Below are 17513 nucleotides of genomic sequence, written 5' to 3'. Positions count from 1 at the left end.
CCACGATGAACGGGACGTGGTGGTACCGGGCGAGCACGGCCGCGGCGGGGAAGGGGCGGGCGCCGGAGGAGCGCGGCAGCCACAGGTCGCGCAGCACGGTCAGCACCGGACCCTCGCCGCTGCGGTCGAGCCGGTACAGGCGCAGGTAGCCGCCCCGGCCGCCGACCACCACGTACGCCCGGCCGTCGTCGCCGCGCAGCGCGGTCATGCCCTTGGGGAAGTCGGGCAAGTCCTCGTGCAGGGCGATCAGTTCGCCGCTGTCGTGGTCGTAGGCGGCGATCTGCATGCCGTAGGTGACCACGCACATCGTGCCGTCGATCAGTGCGCAGTTCTCGGCCGTGTTGTCGAGCAGTTCGACGAACTGCCGCCTCGGCTTGTCCTCGCCGACGACCAGTTCCTTGACGCCGCCACCCCCGGTGACGCGCAGCCGGTCGCCGTCGACCAGCAGCCGCTTGGGGTAGCTCTCCAGTTCCGTCTCCCAGGAGACGCGACCGCTCTCGTCGTAGGCCGCGAGCCTGCCGGTACGGCAGCCCAACACCCGCCTCCCGTCCGGCAGATAGGCCGACGCCCAGGCGCTGGCGGGCAGCCCGTCGATGTGCAGCAGCTGCCGGCCGGTGGCCGCGTCGAACTCGAAGCCGCCGGCGTTGCAGGCCACCAGGACGCGGCCGTGGTCCGGCGAGACCGAGGCGGTGTGGACGATGCCGGGCAGGCGGGCCTCCCACACGGTGGTGCCGTCGGGGGTGAACCGGCGCACCGTGTCGGGCCAGAAGATCGCCACGCGGTCGTCGCCACACGGCTCGGCCCGGCGGGCGAAGCCCGGCGCGCCGTGGTACTCGTCGACCAGGTCCAGCCGGGCGTGTTCGCCGCGGGTGTCGAGGCGCACCACGGCGGTTCCGTCGTCGGTGGCGGCCAGGACGGTGGTGGGGTCACCGGGCAGCGGGCGCAGGTCCCACACGCACTGGCGGGAGTAGTCGAGCCGGTGCAGCATCTCGCCCTCCGGGGACAGCGCCGTGATCTCGCCGTCCTGGGTGAGGGTGTAGACGCGCCCCTCCTCGTCGATGGTGACGTCGATGATCTGGTGGCTGAAGCCGGTGACCCGCTTGCGGACGGTCAGTTCGGGGGTGGTGTTGTCGAACAGGAGCAGTTCCCCGTCGAAGCCGCCGATGTAGGCGGTGGCGAAGTCCGGTGAGAAGACGAGTCCTTCGACGTCGTTGCGGGCGAAGTGCATGCGCTGGTCGACCGTGCCGTCGAGCCCGATGGTGACCACGCCGTTGGAGACGTTGTGGGTGTCGCCGATGCCGGCGTCGCCGATGGCCCAGAAGCGGTGGTGCCGGGCGTCGTAGACGACGCGGTGCACGTTGGAGGTGTCGATGCGCACCGTGGTGGGGAACGACCACTCCTCCAGCGAGCCGAGGTGCACGCACCCGTGCCGGTCGGCGACGGCGTGTACGCCCGGGGCGTCGGTGCAGAACCATTCGAGCATGTCGTAGCCGTGGGGCCAGGGCACGATGCGCTCCACGGCGAAGGTCTCGACGTCCAGTACGGCGACCTGGAAGTACCCGTTGTCCACGTACGCCTTGCCGTTCCACACGCCGATGCCGCGCAGCATCGTGGGAGACGGCTGTTCGCCCTCCAGCAGCAGGGAGCGGTCTGCGGTGGTGCGGGCGTCCAGGCGGTCGGCCAGGCGCAGCGTGTCGGCGTGCCAGCGGCAGATGGTGCCGGTCTTGTCCCGGGTGATGATCCAGTCGCCGACGAGGGCGACGCCGTACACCGGGCAGCCGGCCGGGTCCTGCGCCACGGCGGGCAGACCGGACGACCGGCGCAGGGTCAGGTCGTGGTCGAGGCGGTGCAGGCCACCGCGGACGTCACAGGCCAAGAGCCCGCGGCCGGGCAGGCTGACGATCCGTGTGATCCGTTCGGGGATCTCCATGGTGAGACTCCACTCCTGTCGGACGGGCTGAAGCGGCAACAAGAAGTGAGCAAGGCAATGAGAAGCAAGAAAGAAGGCCGCGTCGGCGGGTTACGAGCCGGGCTGCGCGAACGTGGACGTGCCCCCCGGGGCTGGGGTGACCCGGCCCCAGGGGGCGATTCCTCACTGCGCTACAGGGTGAGGACGCATCAGATGTTGGCGCGGGTCACCCGGCGGACGAGCTTCGTCATGGGACTGCACCTCCTTCGCATTCTTACCTCGTGGCAGGGGAACTGACAGGGCGCCTCAGATGGCGGCGCGGGTCACGCGGCGGACGAGCTTCGTCATGAGGGGCACCCCCTTTCCTGAATCCGGGCTCCACGTGGCGTGGTGCCGAAGCGAAGTGCCGTCCATGGCCGGACGGGCGTTCCTGCCCCGACGCGTACCTTGTGGGCACCATGCAGGGGGCAAGTCTGTGAGGGACGCGGCGCGTCACGGCACCGCGCCGGGAGCGGCGGTCTCAGGCGACGCCCGCGGGGTGCAGCCCACCGTCACCGGCCGGGCGGATCACCTCGGCGTCGGCCGCGCCGCGCCGGGCCGCCCATACGGCGTCGGCCAGTTCCTCCAGCAGGGCCAGGACCGACGGATCGGTGAACCCCTGGTCCGTACGCGGCAGGGCTTCCGCGTCTCCGAGTGCGAGGGGCCGGTGGTCGATGAGGACCGCTCCGGAGCGTTCGAGGTTCACCCGCAGTCCCGGCTGGGCGTCCGCCGCACCGCGGGGCCCGGGTGAAGCACTCATCAGCGCCGTCGGCAGGCCGGTGAGGGCGCTGTCGCCCCAGGGCCGGGAGAGCCAGTCCAGGGCGTTCTTCAGGACACCTGGAGCGCCTCCGTTGTAGGAGGGGGTACTGATCACCAGGGCGTCCGCCGATCCGAGCAGCCGCCGCGCCCGTGCCACCGCGGCCGGGCCGTCGGCCGTGTCGAGGTCCTGGTCGTAATACGGCACAGTCCGCAGATCCAGCAGCGGCGTGCACACCTGTGCGCCCCGCCGCGCCAGCAGTCGCCCGATCGTCATGACGGCGGTGCTGTTCACAGAGCCGCGCCGCAGACTGCCCGACATCAGTACGATCCTGGTCACCCCGGTCTCCCTGTCCTTCGGACGGTTCCCCACCGGGCCCCGCCTTCCGATGACTTGAGAGTGCCGGAACGAGGTCCCGACGCGATCCCAATTCGATACCCGGGGACGTGGGACATGCAGACACCTGCCGCGGGCTGCGGTTCAGTCGCTCGACCGGTGGTTCATGAACCAGCGGGCACCGAAGTAGTGGGCCATCGTGAACGGGTGGCGCGGGTTGGCCAGGACCCGGCGGACAAACGGCGCGCGACCGCAGGACGGGGGACGGCAGGCTGCTGCCCGACCCCCGGGACAACGGGCAGGCGGCGGACGGGGCCGGCCGAGCCGTCAAGACGCCGCGCAGCTCTGCGCAGGCCTCCCCGACGGCCAGGGACCGGCGCGGCACGGTGAGCGGGACGGCGGACCACCGACGAGCGGCCGGAAGCCGGCACGGTCAGGAGCGCAGACGGCGGGCACTGCGACCGGCGGTGGGGAGTCCGCCTTCGTGCCGGAATGGTCACCGACTGGGCCACGGTGTCGGTGCGGCTGGTTCCGTACCCGTCGAGTCAGGCCTTGTGCGAGCCTCCGTGCGCGGCCTCACCGGTGTCGTTGGTGATGACGCCGGTGGAGGCGGTCCAGACGGTGTTGCCCGACTCGAAGCCCGCGTTGCCGAGCAGCTGCGCGGGGGTGCAGGTGCCGCCGCCACCGGTACCGGCGGTGAAGGCCGCGATGCCGTTGGCCCACTTGTCATCCACGGACCGCCGGGGAACATCGGGACGTCGCCAGGCGTTGAAGTGCGTGGCGCCGTCTGCCGCACGGCATCACACACGCAGTGCACGGGTCGAAGGCCCGGCCGCGTTCAGGGGTGGCCGGGTGATGACAGTCACCCGGGTTGTGGCGGTCACACGTGGGAAGATGAAACGCGTCCGACCAGGACCGCCCGGCCACGCCGCCCACATCGGCGTGTGCCGGTGACCGTGGCCGTCCCGACAGGAACACGCCAGAGCGCGCCTCGTCGCAACCATTGGCGACTTGCCGGACCCTGTGCCCGGCACTACCGTGGCCCAACTGCTTGCGGCCGAGTGTCCCGTGCGCCGCCGCACATTCCTACTGTTCGCGCCGCAGCCGTCGGCCGCGCCCCCGTGCAGGGGCGCGCGCCCCGCTGCGCGTGAGCACGAGCACAAGGACTCCTTTGAGCGTGACATCTCCGGGCTGGACGCGCGTGAACACCGAAGTGATCCACGCGAAGCTGGCCCGCCGCACCGGCGAGGACCGGCGTGTCGAAACCCCCGACGACCTGGTGGACCGGGTCGCCCGTACCCTCGCCGGTACCGAGCGCGCCCACCACCCGGCCGCCGAGGCGGACGAACGCGTACGGCACTGGACCGCCCGGTACCGCGCGCTGATGACGGAGAACCGCTTCTGGCCCTCGGGCCGCATCCTGAACAACGCCGGGACCGCGCAGGCGCAGCTCGCCTCGTGCTTCGTGCTCCCGCTCGCCGACGACTTCGCGTCCGTCTTCGACACCCTCACCACGGCCGCGGCCTGCCACCGCACCGGCGGCGGCACCGGTTTCGACCTGACACCGCTGCGTGAGCGCGGCGCGCCGATCTCCTCCGCCGAGGCGGCGGGCGCCAGTGGGCCGGTGTCGTGGCTGCGGCTCTTCGACGCGGAGACCTCGGTCGTCGCCCAGGGTGGCAAAATGCGCGGCGCGAACCTGGCGTCGATGTCCGTGTACCACCCGGACGTCAGGGAGTTCGTGGACGCGAAGCGGACCGTGGGGCGGCTGCACACCTTCAACCTCTCCGTCGCCGTGGACGACGCGTTCCTGCACGCGGTAGAGGCGAACCACGAGATCAACCTGGTAAGCCCGCTCACCGGTGAGGTCACCGAGCGGATCGCGGCGGCGGGCCTGTGGGAGCGGATTTGCACCAACGCCTGGCGCACCGGAGATCCCGGCGTGCTGTTCACCGACGCCATCAACCGCGCCAACCCGCTGGTGGACCGGCTCGGCCCGATCCGCACCACCAACCCCTGCGGGGAGCAGACTCTCTACCCCTACGAGGCGAGTACCCTCGGCTCGCTCAACCTGACCGCGTTCCTGCGGCCCGATCACCGGAGCGTGGACGTCACCCTGCTGGCCGAGACCGTCCGGGACGCCGTACGGCTATTGGACAGCAGCATCGACGCCTCCCATTACCCGTGCACACGCATCGGTGAGGCGTCCCGCGCCAACCGCCGACTGGGCCTCGGCGTCATGGGGTACGCCGACCTGCTCGTCGGCATGGGGATCGCCTACGACTCCGACGCGGCGCTGGACCTCGTGGACCTGATCGGTGCGACGATCCGGGACGCGGCGTGGGAGGCGAGCGAGCAACTGGCCGTGGAGCGGGGCCCCTACCCGAACTGGACGCCCGCTCATCGGCCGTTGCCGGTGCGCAATTGCGCCGTCACCACCATCGCGCCGACCGGGACCATTTCGATGGTGGCCGGCTGTTCCAGTGGCGTCGAGCCGCGCTTCGCGCCCGTCTGGAACAAGGACGTTATGCGCCCGGACGGCATCACGCACGCCGACGAGGACCTGCTCGCCGCGCTGCGACGGCACGGGGGCCTGGACCGCCAGGCCGCGCTGGACCTGCTTCGGCACAAGCCCCTGCACGAACTTCCGCTGCCTGCGGAGGTGTCGAGGGCGTTCCGGTACGCACACTCCATCGCGCCGTCCTGGCATGTGCGCACGGTGGCCCGTTGGCAGCGGTATACGGACAACGCCGTCTCCAAGACGGTGAACCTGCCGTACGACTGCACACCCGCCGACGTCTCGGCCGCCTTCCTGGAGGCGTGGCGGCTCGGCTGCAAGGGGCTGTCCGTCTACCGCGAGGGCTCCCGCACGCGCGACCTGCTGACAGCAAAAGGCGCGGGTCGGCAGGCGGACGCCGACGCCGACCCGTTCCCAGAGCAACGGATCGAACCCGAACCGCCGCGTCAGAGCAAGCAGTTGGCGGATCTGCTGCGGTAAAAGGCAACTTGCGCACACCGACCCAGAGCAGGTTGAGACGGTCCAGCGCCGTGCGCCGCCGCTCCTGCGAGGCAGGCCCGCCGAGGAAGGCGTCGTCCGGATCGTCGCCGGTGCGCCCGGCACCGGTCCGGCTCGGGCCGGCCGAGTTCAGCCCAGGCGCACCGGCAGCGCCGTCACCCCGTTCACCGCCGGCGACACCACGTACTCCAGCTCCTCGGGGGAGACCCCGAGGCTCAACCTCGGGTGACGCCGGAAGAGTTCGCGCAGGGCGATGCTTCCCTCCAGGCGGGCCAGCGGCGCGCCGATGCAGAAGTGGGGGCCGGCACCGAACGCCAGGTGTCCCCTGTGGGAGCGTGTGATGTCGAACCCGGCTTCCGGTCCCGCCGTACCGTGCCGGTCGGAGGCGGCGAGCAGCACGATGACGGGCTCGCCCTTGCGGACCGTGGTCCCGAGTATCTCGGTGTCCTGGACCGCGAACCGCATGTAGAGGTTGCGCAGGGGACCGTCCCAGACGAGACCGGCCTCCAGCGCGGCGGCCCAGTCGTGCTCTCCCTCGCGCAGCAGGTCGAGCTGGTCGGGGTGGGTCAGCAGCGCGTGGACGGTGTTGGTGAGGGCGTTGAGCACCGTCTCGTGGCCGGCGATCAGCACGAGCTGAAGGGTGTCGATCAACTCCTTTTCGGTCAGTCGGTCGTCGCCCTTGCTGCCACCGGGCTGATCCGTGCCGCCCTCACCCATGCCGATCCCGTCCGTGGTGCGCACGAGATCGCTGGTCAGGTCGTCGCCGGGCGCCACACGCTTGGCGGCGACGAGCAGACGCAGGTCCTCGTGCAGCCCCAGGGCCGCCGCGTGACGCTCGGTGTCGGAGGCGGCGAGGTCGAGCATGTTCGCGTAGTGGTCGCGCAGGGAGATCTGCCGTTCTTCGCCGGTGATGCCGAAGAGTTCGCAGATGATGCGCAGCGCCAGCGGGTAGGCGAAGCGCTCCTTGAGGTCCACGGTGGCGTCCGGCGCCGAGTCGGCCGCCACCGACAGCTCGTCCAGCAGCTCGCGGGTCAACAGCTCGATGCGCGGGGCGAGCGCGGCGACGCGGCGGGGCGTGAACGCCGGGATCACCGCGCGCCGCAGCCGCCGGTGGTCGGCTCCGTCGGCGAAGAGCATCGACTCGCCCACTATGAAGGGCAGCAGCGGCCAGCCATCGGGAAGCTCGCCGCGCTGAAGGGCGCCCCAGTACGCGGGGCTCTTCACCAGGTGGGGGTGGTGCTCCAGCACGATCCGGGAGGCCTCGTGGGTGGTGGCGGCCCAGGTGCGTACGCCGCCCGGCAGGCTGACGGGCACCAGCGGGCCGTACCGGCGGAGCAGGCTGCCCTCGGCGTGGGTGGGCAGGGTGGGGTCGAGCGGGCCTACCGGCTCGTCCAGGGTGAGGCCGCTGCCTCCGGCAAACATGCTCATGATCGTGTTCCTGCTCCTTCGGTCGGGGTCCATCCCGGCCCGGTCCCCGGACGGAGGCACCGGGGCGGTGCGCTCGGACAGTCGCGGGCAGAATGCCGCTCAAGCCGCCGGTGCGGCGGGTGGCTCAGGCGGTGATCCCACTGGGCGGCCGGCGAGATGAAGTCGGAGATCAAGCGCAGCGCCTCGGCGGAGGCGTCCGGGTAGCGGAGCACGGCCCGGGCGGGCCCGTCGTGCAGCCGGTACAGGGCGAGGTCGGCGTCCGTGGCGAGGGCGCCATGGTCCCGTAGCCAGTTGTGCGTGCGCGCGAAGGTGGACGGGTGGTGGGGGTGCGTGCCGGGCGCGGGCGGAACGGGGGACGGCAGGTCGAAGGGCCAGTGCTGGAGGTCCGCGGTGTACCGTGCGGGCAGGACGACGGTCATGAGCACCACCAATCACGGGGTCCGGCGGGCGGGTCGTGGCCCGGGTGGACCGTCCCCGGAGCTGGAGACCGTCCGCAGTAATCACGTGAGTGCATGGGGCGAAGGTTCACGGACGTACGTGAGCAGGTGCAGAGTCGGCCGTCTCGCGGCTGGCCAATCCGATCGGCTCCCTCTGGCCTCCGTCATGGAAGAGGGCCGACGGAGGGGCGCCGATGACGAGCGGCGCCGTGCTCGTGCGGATCGCGGGCGGCCGGCCGCACCGTGAGTGAACCGCCCGCGCCGCGGACCTGCTGAGCCGCACCCGGTCGGAGGCCGAGGGCTCTACGCCCGCGGCGCTGATCGACGGGGCGCCGGGTTCGTCGGCGGCCGAATCACCGGTGGCGTGGTGCCGTCGGTCCACTGCCGGGCGGCAGTGCCGTTTCCTGAGGCGTACGCTGCCCGCCCGGCCGCTCAGCCGTCCTCAGTCCGTCGCCTGCCGCGAGGCCAGACCGACGTCCTCGATGTCCAACTGGGCAACCAGGTGCCGCAGTACGGTGTCGTCGATGCGCCGTTCGTCGCGCAGGCGGACTAGGGCGACACGCTTGGTGGCGATGAGCGCCTGGCGCAGCCGCCGGTATTCCTGCTCCTCACGGAGCGCCGGATGCTCCTCGTCGCCGTCGGCGCGGGCCCGGATGAACGCCAGGTGCTTCTCGTACTCGACGCGCAGCCGGTCAGCCACGTCATCGCCGACGCCGAGTTCGTCGGCGAGCCGGGGCAGGGCGGCCAGCGCCTCCTGGGTGGCGGTGCTCTCCGCGAGCCGGCGCTCCCGCTCGACCGAGGTGTCTTGAGGCAACCGCGCCCAGCGGACCACTGCGGGCAGCACCAGTCCCTGGAGCAGGGTCAGCACGATCACCCCGCCGGTGACGAAAACGATGACGTTCCGGTCAGGGAAGGGCGCTCCGGAGTCGAGTTGGAGCGGCACGGCGAGCGCGGCGGCCAACGAGACCGCGCCGCGGAACCCGCACAGGCCGCTGACCACACGGGAGCGGTTGCTGACCCGGAGCAGGAGTTGGCGGGGTCGGCGGTCAAGGGCGCGGATGAGGTAGGCGCTGCCGAAGAGGTGGGCGAGCCGGGCGGCGATCAGCACGACGGTCACGGCGACGGCCGTGAGCGCCGCGCGGGGCAGATCCGCGGCGGACAACGTCCGTACCGAGGAGTGGAGTTCGAGTCCGACGAGGACGAACAGCGAGCCGTTGAGCAGATACGTGGCCACCGTCCAGAACGCGTTGGCCTGCAGACGCATGTCTGCGCGGACCACGCGCGGCGCGACCTGGCTCATGATCAGCCCGCAGACGACGACCGCGACGACGCCGGACGCGCCGATCTCCTGGGCGATCAGGTAGGTGGTGAACGGGACCAGCAGCATGAGCACTTGGCCGTGCAGCGGTTCGTCCTTGATACGCCGGCGCACCCACACTGCGATCCCGGCGACGGCCGCGCCGACCAGCGCGCCGCCCAGATAGGCACGCACGAACAGCCAGGTGATGTGCAGCGCCTCCAGGTGTTCCCGGCCGACGGTGATACCGACGGCGACGCCGTACACGACGAGTGCGGTGCCGTCGTTGACCAGGCTCTCGGCGCGCAGCACGGTGACCTGGCCACGCGGCAGCAGTCGGCCGACGATGCTCACGGCGGTGGCGTCGGTCGGGGCGACGGCGGCGCCGAGCACCCAGGCCGGCCCCCAGGGCAGGCCGAGGGCGTGCGCGGTAACCGCGACGATGGCGGCGGTGGCGATGACGAGGGTGGTGCTGAGCAGCACGATGCCGCGCAGGTTGACCCTGATCTCGCGCAGCGAGGTGTTCAGGCTCTCCCAGTACAGCAGGACCGGCAGGAACAGCAGCAGCACGACCTCGGAGGGCAGGTGCACCTGACGCAGCGCGGGCACGAAGCCGAGCAGCATACCGGCGGCGAGCAGCAGGACGGGCGGGGCGATCCGGAACCGTTTGGCGCCGACGTTGCCGAGCAGGGCCGCGAATCCGAGCAGTACGACGAGTTCGAGACCGAGCACGGTGGACTCCGAGGTCGGCGGCGGGACGGGGTCTTCTGCCCGCTCGGGCAGGATTCCCACCGTACGGCATGCCCGCCGACCGGGCGCGCACCGGCGGGAACGGCCCGGGCGCCAGGCGCTGGGCACGTCGCCGCAGACGAACGCCGGGACGCGGGAACTGACGCCCACCGTGGGGCGCGTCCGCTCGCTGAGGGTCCTCCGTGGCCGCCGGTCACGGCGGGGCGGTCCAGCCCGCTTCCGGGCGGGTCAGCCTGAAGAGTATCCAGGGTGACCGACGCGAGGACGATCGCGGCGAGCAGCAGCGGCAGCGCCGCGTGGCCGTGCAGGACGGCGACGGCGCCGGTCACGGCGCTCGCGAAGACGCACGCGGTGAACAGCAGGTGCCGTCCTGTCCGGCCGGCCGGGCCGCCGGAAACCGTGCCGATGATGGTCAGGGGCGGCACGGTGTGGTCAGCTCGGGCGCGGCGAGGGCGCGGGAGGTGGCGTTCTGGTGGTCCATCGGGGTGCCGAGCAGTACATCGTCGGCGACGGCGTGCACTGGTCGGAGATCGCCGCGAGGACGGAGGAGGCGACGAGGAGCAGGGTCTCCCGGACCGGCGCGCGGTGCATCACGCGGCCCCGTGGGTGGGTGAGTGCGCGCGATGCGTCCGCCGCGGAAGGCCCCGGCGGCGAGAAAAACTCCGCGATCCGAGGAGTCGCGGACGCCGATCAGGGCGAATCCCGGAGAAGACGACGTCTCCGGTGATGTCCGTGGTGAAGGTGCGCCCGAGCATGAGGTGGCCAGGTCCGTGGCCTCGCTCATCGTCAGCATCACCGGGGCAGTGAACCGCGCCGGTCGCCGGGGGGCGCCGCACTCCCCCCGTTACTTCACGTGACCGCGCCCCCGGCGCGTTCACGCCGCGAAAGGTGAAGGATGTCACCCTCCGGCAACTGCCTGACCAGCGGCTTGTCCACCGAGCGGATCTGACCAACTCGCCGGTAAGCAGGCTCTTTCGTGGTCACATGATCGCCGAGCGCACGGACGATGACGCGCCGTGCCCTCTCCCCTCGCCCGCGATCACGCATCACGTCCTGAGGAGAACCAAGGTGAGAAGAACCGTTACGACGCTGGCGGTCGCGCTGCTGACTGCCATCGGGTCGGCGCTGGCGCCGCCCGCGTCGGCCGCCCCCGCACGGACGCCCACCGGGGCTGCGGCCGGCATCGTCTGGGGGCCGTGCAGCGATTTCGCGCTCGCCCAGGCGGGCGCGCAGTGCGGCACGCTGGACGTGCCGGTGGACCACGCCGACCCGAGCGGGCCGAAGCTCAGGCTCGCCCTTTCGCGCGTCGCGCACACCTCCGCCGAACGCGACTACCAAGGCGCGGTCCTCTTCGCCCCGAATCCGCTCGGCGGCTCCGGCTACACCTCACCGCTGCTGGCGTCCCGGCTGCCGGGCGGCGCGGCAGGCACCTACGACTGGATCGGCTTCGCCCGCCGGGGACTCGCTCCGAGCGTCCCGGCCCTGTCCTGCGACCCGGACTACATGGACTTCGACCGGCCGGACTACGTGCCGTCCGCCCCGGCCGACGAGGTCGTCTGGCGCAACCGGGCCGCCGGGTACGCGGCCGACTGCGCCGCCTCCCACCCCGGCGGACTCCTCGACCACATGAAGACCACCGACACGGTCGCCGACATGGAGTCCGTCCGCCAGGCCCTCGGCCTCGACCGGATCTCGCTGTACGCGCAGTCGTACGGCACCCGCGTCGCGCACGTGTACAGCACGCTGTACCCGGAACGGGTGCGGCGGATGGTGCTCGACAGCAACGTCGACCCGCGCCGCGACTGGTACCACGCCAACGGCTTCGACCAAGCCGTCCCGCTGGAGAAGAACCTGCACCGCTGGTTCGACTGGCTGGCCGGGCACGACGCGTCGTACCACCTGGGGACGACCCGCGCCGAGGTCGCACGAGTCTGGGACGCGCAGCTCGCGCGGGTGCGGACACAGCCGGCGGCCGGGGTGATCGGGCCGGACGAGTGGATCGACGTCTTCCTGGTGGCCTCCTACTTCCAGCAGACCTGGCCGCTGCTCGGCTCGGCGTTCTCGGGCTGGGTGAACTCCGGCGACGGCGAGACGTTGAAGGCGCTGTTCACGCAGCTCAGCCAGCGCGGCAACGACAACACGTACGCCGCACTTCTCGCGGAGATCTGCACCGACGGTCCCTACCCGGCCGACTGGGCGACCTGGCGGCGCGACTCCGAGGCTACGCACGCCGACGCCCCGGACACCACGTGGGGCAACACCTGGTTCAACGCGCCCTGCCTGACCTGGCCGGCCCGCCCCGGCACCCCGGTGACCGTGGACGGCACGCGGGTGGCCTCCGCCCTGCTGGTGGACGGCACCGCTGACGCGGCGACCCCCTTCGCGGGCAGCCTCGAAGTGCGGGCGCGCTACCCGCACTCGGCGCTCGTGGCGGTCGACGGCGGCGTGGACCACGGCGGCACCCCGTCCGGGAACCCTTGCGTGGACGGCGCCATCGCGCGCTACCTCGCGGATGGAACCCTTCCCACCCGCAGGCCCGGCCGCCAAGCGGACCAGACCTGTGCCCCGCTTCCGGACCCGGAGCCGCTGGGCTGATCACGCTCCGTGAAGGCCTGCGCCCCGTACGGCGTCTGCCGTACGGGGCGCAGAGGTGTCGCCCTCGTGCGGGGTCAGTGCTTCGCCTCAGTGAGGAAGAGCCCGTCGATGATGAGGGGGAAGCCGCAAGCCGCCCCGTAGCGGCGCAACGCCGAACGGGGGGATGGTGAAAGGGCTCTGGTGACTCCGTCGCGGTCCACGGGCGCGTTTGCGCACTCCGCTGGAGCTGGAGGCCAGTTGGTCCGGGGTGGGGGCTTCGGCGCGGTCCAGTACCCGGACGGGGCGGGGACGGTGGTGAGCCTCGACTGACCGGTGGGTGAGGGTGTGAAGTGACGCGCCACGGTGTGGCGTGCGCCCGACGGCACACGCCACACCGCATCAGGCGCGGCGCGTACGATCCGTCACGCGTCCGGCGCCACCATCTGCGGGAGCACCTTCTCGAACTTCGCCGCGAACTCCACGGTCGGCATCACCTGGCCGCGCGGGAACGCCAGCTCAGCCAGGGTGAAGCCGTACTGTGCCGCGTGCAGACGCTGGTTCGGGGTGCCGTGGTGGCTCGCCGCCGCGAAGGAGCAGTCGCCGAGTTGGAAGAAGACCTTCTGGAAGTCCCGCACCCGGTCCCACTTGTAATGAGCGCCGCGCACGTGGGTGAGGTAGTAGCCGGCGAAGGAGTCCGCCATCAGTTCGGTGCGCCGGCTGGCCTCCGGGCCGGTGAGGTCGGTCTCGAACAGGTCCCGCTGGTACTGCACGTGGTGACCGTACTCGTGGGCGAGGATCGACGCCGGCGCCACGTCGTCGAGACCGACCGCCTTGTAGCCCTCCAGCACCCCGTCACCCATGATGATCTCCGGCGGGATGGTCCGGTCGGTCAGGTCGAGGCCGTCCATGGCGAAGGCGTTGAAGGTGAAGTACGGGTGCTGGCCGTGGTCGAACTTGTCCTGGTCCGCGATGGTGGCGACGGCCTCGCCGAGCTTCTTCGCGGCCTCCTCAGGCACGCCGAAGGCCTCCTGGAAGACCCGCTGGACACCGGCCGGGTCGAGCAGCACGTCGGGGTGCATGGCGACCACGTCTATTCGGGACGCGTCGATGTCCCAGAACCTGCCCAGGTCCCCGAAGGTCCGGTTCACTACCTTGGTGAACTCACCCTGAGCGCCGAACTGCTTGCTGTGCGCGTCCGGGTACAGCACGCTGTCGAGCAGCACCACCTGGAGGAACAGGTCGGCATCGTTCTGGTCGGACCGCGTCCAGTCGGAGCGTGAGGCGGCCAGCCAGTCCCGCACGGGCGTGGAGGTCGTGCACTGGTAGGCCGACGGATCGATCGCGTCGGCGGTGTCCTGGTCCTCGGCCAGTCGCTTCTGCAACTGCGCGGCGGGGGACGAGGCGGGAACGGCCTCCGCCTGGAACTTGTCCAGCAGGGTCTCGGCCTGCGCCAGTGACGTGCCGTCGGCGGTCGCGGCCTGCGCCTGAACGGGTAGGGCCAGCAGTCCGGCGGTCATGACCAGCACGGTGGCCGCCGTGCGCAGCCTTATGGATCTCTTCATGACGTCCCTACTGAGGTCGTGAGTTCGCGGTGCGCATACTCTTCACTGCCGGATCGGGACGGCGCGACGCCTTGCGCTGGCGGAAATCGGCATGTCAGGAACTCGACGGAGCGGCTGGGCCACCAAACCCCGGGGCAGGACCTCCGATTGCCGAGCAGAAAACCCCACTCGGTCAGAAAGCTCCAGACCGGCAGGTGAGGACGTCTGTCTGAGAGGACGTCACACAGATGACACAGAAGTCGGGTCCGCCGCGCCACCCGTCCCACCGGACCGTCGTCACCGCGGGCAAGGAAATCCAGTCGAGCCACACGCCGGTCTTCGGCACTACCCGGCGGCGGTGTCCGCCTCGTCCTGCGCGCCTGCCGGGGGCTTCGGAAGCGGAACACCAGCGCAGCGCCCACGAACCAACAGCGCCACCGCGATACTCAGAGACCGCCCTGGGCGGCCGGCCTTCGGCTGCATCTGCTCCACGGTCCCCCTGAGGCTTGTCACTGACGGTGGTCCCTCAAGGTCAGCCACACCAACTCCGTCGCGCCGAGCCCTCCCCGCGAGCGGCCCGCGTGCCACGAAGAAGAGGGTTCGGCGGGTACTGACTCTCGGTCACAGTCGAGGGGCTGGAGGGTGATCAGTAGACCGTCAGCGTTTCGGAAGAGCTCCTGTCTACGCTCGCACAGCGTGCCGGCACCTCCGCTTCCGAGTGCGGTGAACGGCCGCGATCCCACACCTTCCGTATCAGGAACCGCCAGATGACTACGACCACCCTCACCGTCGCGGCGCCGGCCGCGGTCGACCCGCCGACGCAGTTTTTCCGGACCCTGGTGGCGGAGCACGAGAAGACGCTCCTCGCCTACGCGGAGAAGCTGCTCAACGACCGCCACACGGCCGAGGACATCGTCCAGGAAACCCTGATCCGCGCCTGGCCCCACGCCGAACGCCTCTACAGCACCGACGGCTCGGTGCGCGGCTGGCTCCTCACCGTCACCCGCAACCTCGTCATCGACCGCATGCGCACCGCCACCGCCCGCCGCGAAACCGTAGGCGCCGAGGGCCGCGACGCCAGCCTTCCCGACCACGCCGACGCGGTCCTCGCCTCCGTCGACACAGCAACACTCCTACGGCAGCTCTCGCCAGAGCACCGGGAGGTACTGCTGCACACCTACGTGTGCGACCGGACCGTGCAGGAGACCGCCCGCATCCTGGGAATCCCCACCGGAACCGTGAAGTCTCGGCAGCACTACGCCCTGACCAGCCTGCGCACCAAGGCCCGCGGCAGCGCGCGAACCCACCAGGCCTGACATCGATGTCCGGGTCGGCCCGCCCGAACGGTCTCACCGGCAAGCGGTCGGACGCCCAGTCCCGACCGGGTAGCGGAACGTACTGGTGATGGCGTCGAAGAGGTCGTAAACACCCTCCTTCATGGGCACGTTGGGACTGGCCAGCGTCACCACGAAGTAGCTCCCGGGAGTGCCTGGCACCGGCATCATCGTGTGCATCGTCAACAGCCGCGCGTCCGGGTCGCCGGGCACCAGGGGCACCTCAGTCGCGGTGATGCGCACCACTCGTCCCACCCGGGGCACGTCCGCGCAGGCGACGACACGGTCCTCCGGCGGGCCTCCCGCACCCACGCCGAGCCGGGCGGAGAGCGCGGAGAGCACCACCGGCTGCTCTTGGGGGGCGGTCACTCGGAAGACGGCTCCGTAGGCCATGAACAGGCCGTACGCGGAGCGTGAGGCCGTGCCGACGGCGAGCAGGTCGCCGTGCGCGCGGGCCGTGCGGACCACCGTCTCGCCCAGCCAGAACATCCCGACGATGCGCGCCCGTTCGCCCGGGTCGTCGGTTTCCGCCAGCACGCGGTCCCTGGAGCGGGCGAGAGCCGTGCCGGCCGCGTCGACCGGACCCCACGTGTCCGGAATGTCGAGCAGGAAGTGCTCCCCCGCCCCGGCCCTGCACGGCCCTTCAGGACGGCCGATGTCCAACGCCACCACGACAGCCTGCCTCCGTTTCGCCGGACCTGACGGTTTTCCTGTTCCACAAAGCACACGACGCGGACCTGTCCCGATGTTCACTGTCCATCCGGCGCGCCGAGCCCCGTACCCATTCTTGACTTACTTGTCGTGAACGAACGTCCCGCAACCGGCATCCAAGGTTGACCAGTCGCGCAGGGCCGGGGAAGTGTCCGGCCGTCTGGTCGCAACCTTCTGCACCCCGGACCGTGTCAGGGGCGCCGGGCTTGGCAACCGCTTTTCCTCGTAGCAGCTGTGCACGAGGATGAACGCCGCCACAGAACCCGTCGGTGCGCTGAACGCCATCATCGCCGAGTGTTCTCGCTGACCCAGTCCTTCGACATGGACGGCCCACAGCGCGGCTGGCGCACACGAAACCGCTCCTCTGCCCGACCGGGACGGGCTGGGCCACGCCTTCTGTCACGACCGGGCCCACCACGACCCCGGCGCGGATGCGCTGGACGGGCGGCCCCAAGGGTGTCCAGGAAGGTGCATGGCCTCGGTGGTGCTTCACCGCCGTGCCAGTCGGGTGGAAACCGCGCCCGGGTCCATGTAGAGCTGTCCGTCCGGTACGGCAGCGGCTGTCTCGCGCGCCCAGTGCACGGCCAGGGCGGTCGTACGGACGCTGCCCGCCATGCCGCCGATCACGCTGATGACGACGGCGGCGGTGTGCGGGGCGGTCAGCAGGGCACGAACCGGGCGAGTTCGGCCTGCCGTCCGGTGAAGTAGGCCAGTCGGGGCCTGAATGGACGCCGAGGTCGTCGGCGAGCTGGGAGCGGACGGTGCGGTACACGTCCAGTGCCTCGGCCTGATGGCCGGTGGCGGCGAGGACCAGAATGAGCCGGGCCTGCAGCGCCTCGTCGAGCAGGTGCTGCGCGGCGGCCTGACGGAGCGTCACCAGGACACCGGCGCTCTGCTCCCGCCCGGCCCGGAGGGCGAGCTCGGCGGCATTCTTTGCGGTGGGCCAGGTGCTCGCCGTCCACGGCGGTGAAGACGGGCTGGGCTCGCACCCGGGCGGGATCCCCCCGAGGTGGTGGCCTGCGCCACAGGTGCCGGTACTCCACGCGCAGCCAGGTGGCCCCGGCGGGCAGGCCACGCGCGTGACGGCAGGGCAGCGGGTCCAGTGAGTCGCGGTCGGCGCCGAAGCGGTAGCCGCCGACGTCGCCCCCCAGGTACCGGGCGAAGGAGCGCGCGGGCAGTCCGGGTTCCAGCAGCCGGCGCAGCCGCCTATGTGGTGGTGCACCACGTGCCGCTGTCCGGGGACTGTCCTGCCAGACCGCGCCGACGATCTTGTGGACGGCGGCGGTTTGCCCGCCTTGGGCGAGGAGCGGCGCGAGCTGACCGGGCCGCTTGCCGCGCCGAGCACCGGCTCCTCGGCGCCACACCCCGCGCACATGACGGGCGTACC

General features: G+C 71.3%; 12 protein-coding genes and 1 pseudogene. 3 read left to right on the top strand and 10 right to left on the bottom strand.

Translation table 11 applies throughout. The annotated features are described in order from the left end of the window. The 3 genes from ABZV94_RS26575 to ABZV94_RS26565 all read right to left on the bottom strand — a co-directional run. On the bottom strand, positions 1-1930 hold a 1930-nt coding region (locus ABZV94_RS26575; protein WP_356344461.1), incomplete at its 3' end, for a PQQ-binding-like beta-propeller repeat protein. Between the two features lie 499 nt (positions 1931-2429). Continuing rightward, a complete protein-coding gene (locus tag ABZV94_RS26570) occupies positions 2430-3044 on the bottom strand; it encodes an NADPH-dependent FMN reductase (protein WP_356344459.1) in 615 nt (204 codons plus the stop codon). Between the two features lie 542 nt (positions 3045-3586). After that, a complete protein-coding gene (locus ABZV94_RS26565) occupies positions 3587-3775 on the bottom strand; it encodes a hypothetical protein (RefSeq protein WP_356344466.1) in 189 nt (62 codons plus the stop codon). A gap of 467 nt (positions 3776-4242) precedes the next feature. Between ABZV94_RS26565 and ABZV94_RS26560 the strand changes: the two genes are divergently transcribed. Next, on the top strand, positions 4243-6036 hold the full coding sequence (locus ABZV94_RS26560; protein ID WP_356344457.1) for an adenosylcobalamin-dependent ribonucleoside-diphosphate reductase: 1794 nt from the start codon (positions 4243-4245) through the stop codon (positions 6034-6036). A gap of 147 nt (positions 6037-6183) precedes the next feature. Here the strand turns inward: ABZV94_RS26560 and ABZV94_RS26555 are convergent, their stop codons facing one another. The 3 genes from ABZV94_RS26555 to ABZV94_RS26545 all read right to left on the bottom strand — a co-directional run bounded on the left by ABZV94_RS26555 (position 6184) and on the right by ABZV94_RS26545 (position 9948). Further along, complete coding sequence (locus ABZV94_RS26555; RefSeq protein ID WP_356344454.1) at positions 6184-7482, bottom strand: cytochrome P450; 1299 nt, start codon at positions 7480-7482, stop codon at positions 6184-6186. Beyond that, a complete protein-coding gene (locus ABZV94_RS26550; protein WP_356344451.1) occupies positions 7479-7901 on the bottom strand; it encodes a hypothetical protein in 423 nt (140 codons plus the stop codon). Before ABZV94_RS26550 ends, ABZV94_RS26555 begins: the two co-directional genes overlap by 4 nt. A gap of 460 nt (positions 7902-8361) precedes the next feature. Beyond that, positions 8362-9948: a Na+/H+ antiporter gene (locus ABZV94_RS26545; RefSeq protein WP_356344449.1), complete on the bottom strand. Its 1587-nt coding sequence runs from the start codon at positions 9946-9948 to the stop codon at positions 8362-8364. Positions 9949-11034: 1086 nt separating this feature from the next. Here ABZV94_RS26545 and ABZV94_RS26540 point away from each other — a divergent pair. Continuing rightward, complete coding sequence (locus ABZV94_RS26540) at positions 11035-12561, top strand: alpha/beta hydrolase (protein WP_356344446.1); 1527 nt, start codon at positions 11035-11037, stop codon at positions 12559-12561. 401 nt (positions 12562-12962) lie between these two features. Here the strand turns inward: ABZV94_RS26540 and ABZV94_RS26535 are convergent, their stop codons facing one another. Next, positions 12963-14102, bottom strand: a complete 1140-nt coding sequence (locus tag ABZV94_RS26535; protein ID WP_356344444.1) for a hypothetical protein — start codon at positions 14100-14102, stop codon at positions 12963-12965. A 746-nt stretch (positions 14103-14848) separates the two neighbouring features. Between ABZV94_RS26535 and ABZV94_RS26530 the strand changes: the two genes are divergently transcribed. Then, on the top strand, positions 14849-15397 hold the full coding sequence (locus ABZV94_RS26530) for a sigma-70 family RNA polymerase sigma factor (RefSeq protein WP_356344442.1): 549 nt from the start codon (positions 14849-14851) through the stop codon (positions 15395-15397). 33 nt (positions 15398-15430) lie between these two features. On the opposite strand, the gene ABZV94_RS26525 is transcribed toward ABZV94_RS26530, so the two are convergent. The 3 genes and pseudogenes from ABZV94_RS26525 to ABZV94_RS26515 all read right to left on the bottom strand — a co-directional run. Further along, complete coding sequence (locus tag ABZV94_RS26525) at positions 15431-16087, bottom strand: hypothetical protein (protein ID WP_356344440.1); 657 nt, start codon at positions 16085-16087, stop codon at positions 15431-15433. A 528-nt stretch (positions 16088-16615) separates the two neighbouring features. After that, positions 16616-16741 carry a hypothetical protein gene (locus tag ABZV94_RS26520; protein ID WP_356344464.1) on the bottom strand — a complete coding sequence of 42 codons (126 nt, stop codon included), beginning with the start codon at positions 16739-16741 and terminating at the stop codon, positions 16616-16618. Between the two features lie 160 nt (positions 16742-16901). Beyond that, positions 16902-17501: pseudogene (locus tag ABZV94_RS26515) on the bottom strand (bacterial transcriptional activator domain-containing protein); the annotation flags it as partial. Positions 17502-17513 lie beyond the last annotated feature (12 nt).

The organism is Streptomyces sp. NPDC004658 (assembly GCF_040609555.1).
In the GTDB taxonomy this organism is placed as follows: domain Bacteria; phylum Actinomycetota; class Actinomycetes; order Streptomycetales; family Streptomycetaceae; genus Streptomyces.
Note: the sequence above shows the minus strand (reverse complement) of the source record. Positions and strands in the feature narration are given on the sequence as shown.

Excerpts from the sequence above, each read along its gene's own strand:
- ABZV94_RS26520 (WP_356344464.1), bottom strand. The coding sequence starts at position 16,741 with ATGGCGGGCAGCGTCCGTACGACCGCCCTGGCCGTGCACTGGGCGCGC.
- ABZV94_RS26550 (WP_356344451.1), bottom strand. The coding sequence starts at position 7,901 with ATGACCGTCGTCCTGCCCGCACGGTACACCGCGGACCTCCAGCACTGG.
- ABZV94_RS26535 (WP_356344444.1), bottom strand. The coding sequence starts at position 14,102 with ATGAAGAGATCCATAAGGCTGCGCACGGCGGCCACCGTGCTGGTCATG.
- ABZV94_RS26530 (WP_356344442.1), top strand. The coding sequence starts at position 14,849 with ATGACTACGACCACCCTCACCGTCGCGGCGCCGGCCGCGGTCGACCCG.
- ABZV94_RS26555 (WP_356344454.1), bottom strand. The coding sequence starts at position 7,482 with ATGAGCATGTTTGCCGGAGGCAGCGGCCTCACCCTGGACGAGCCGGTA.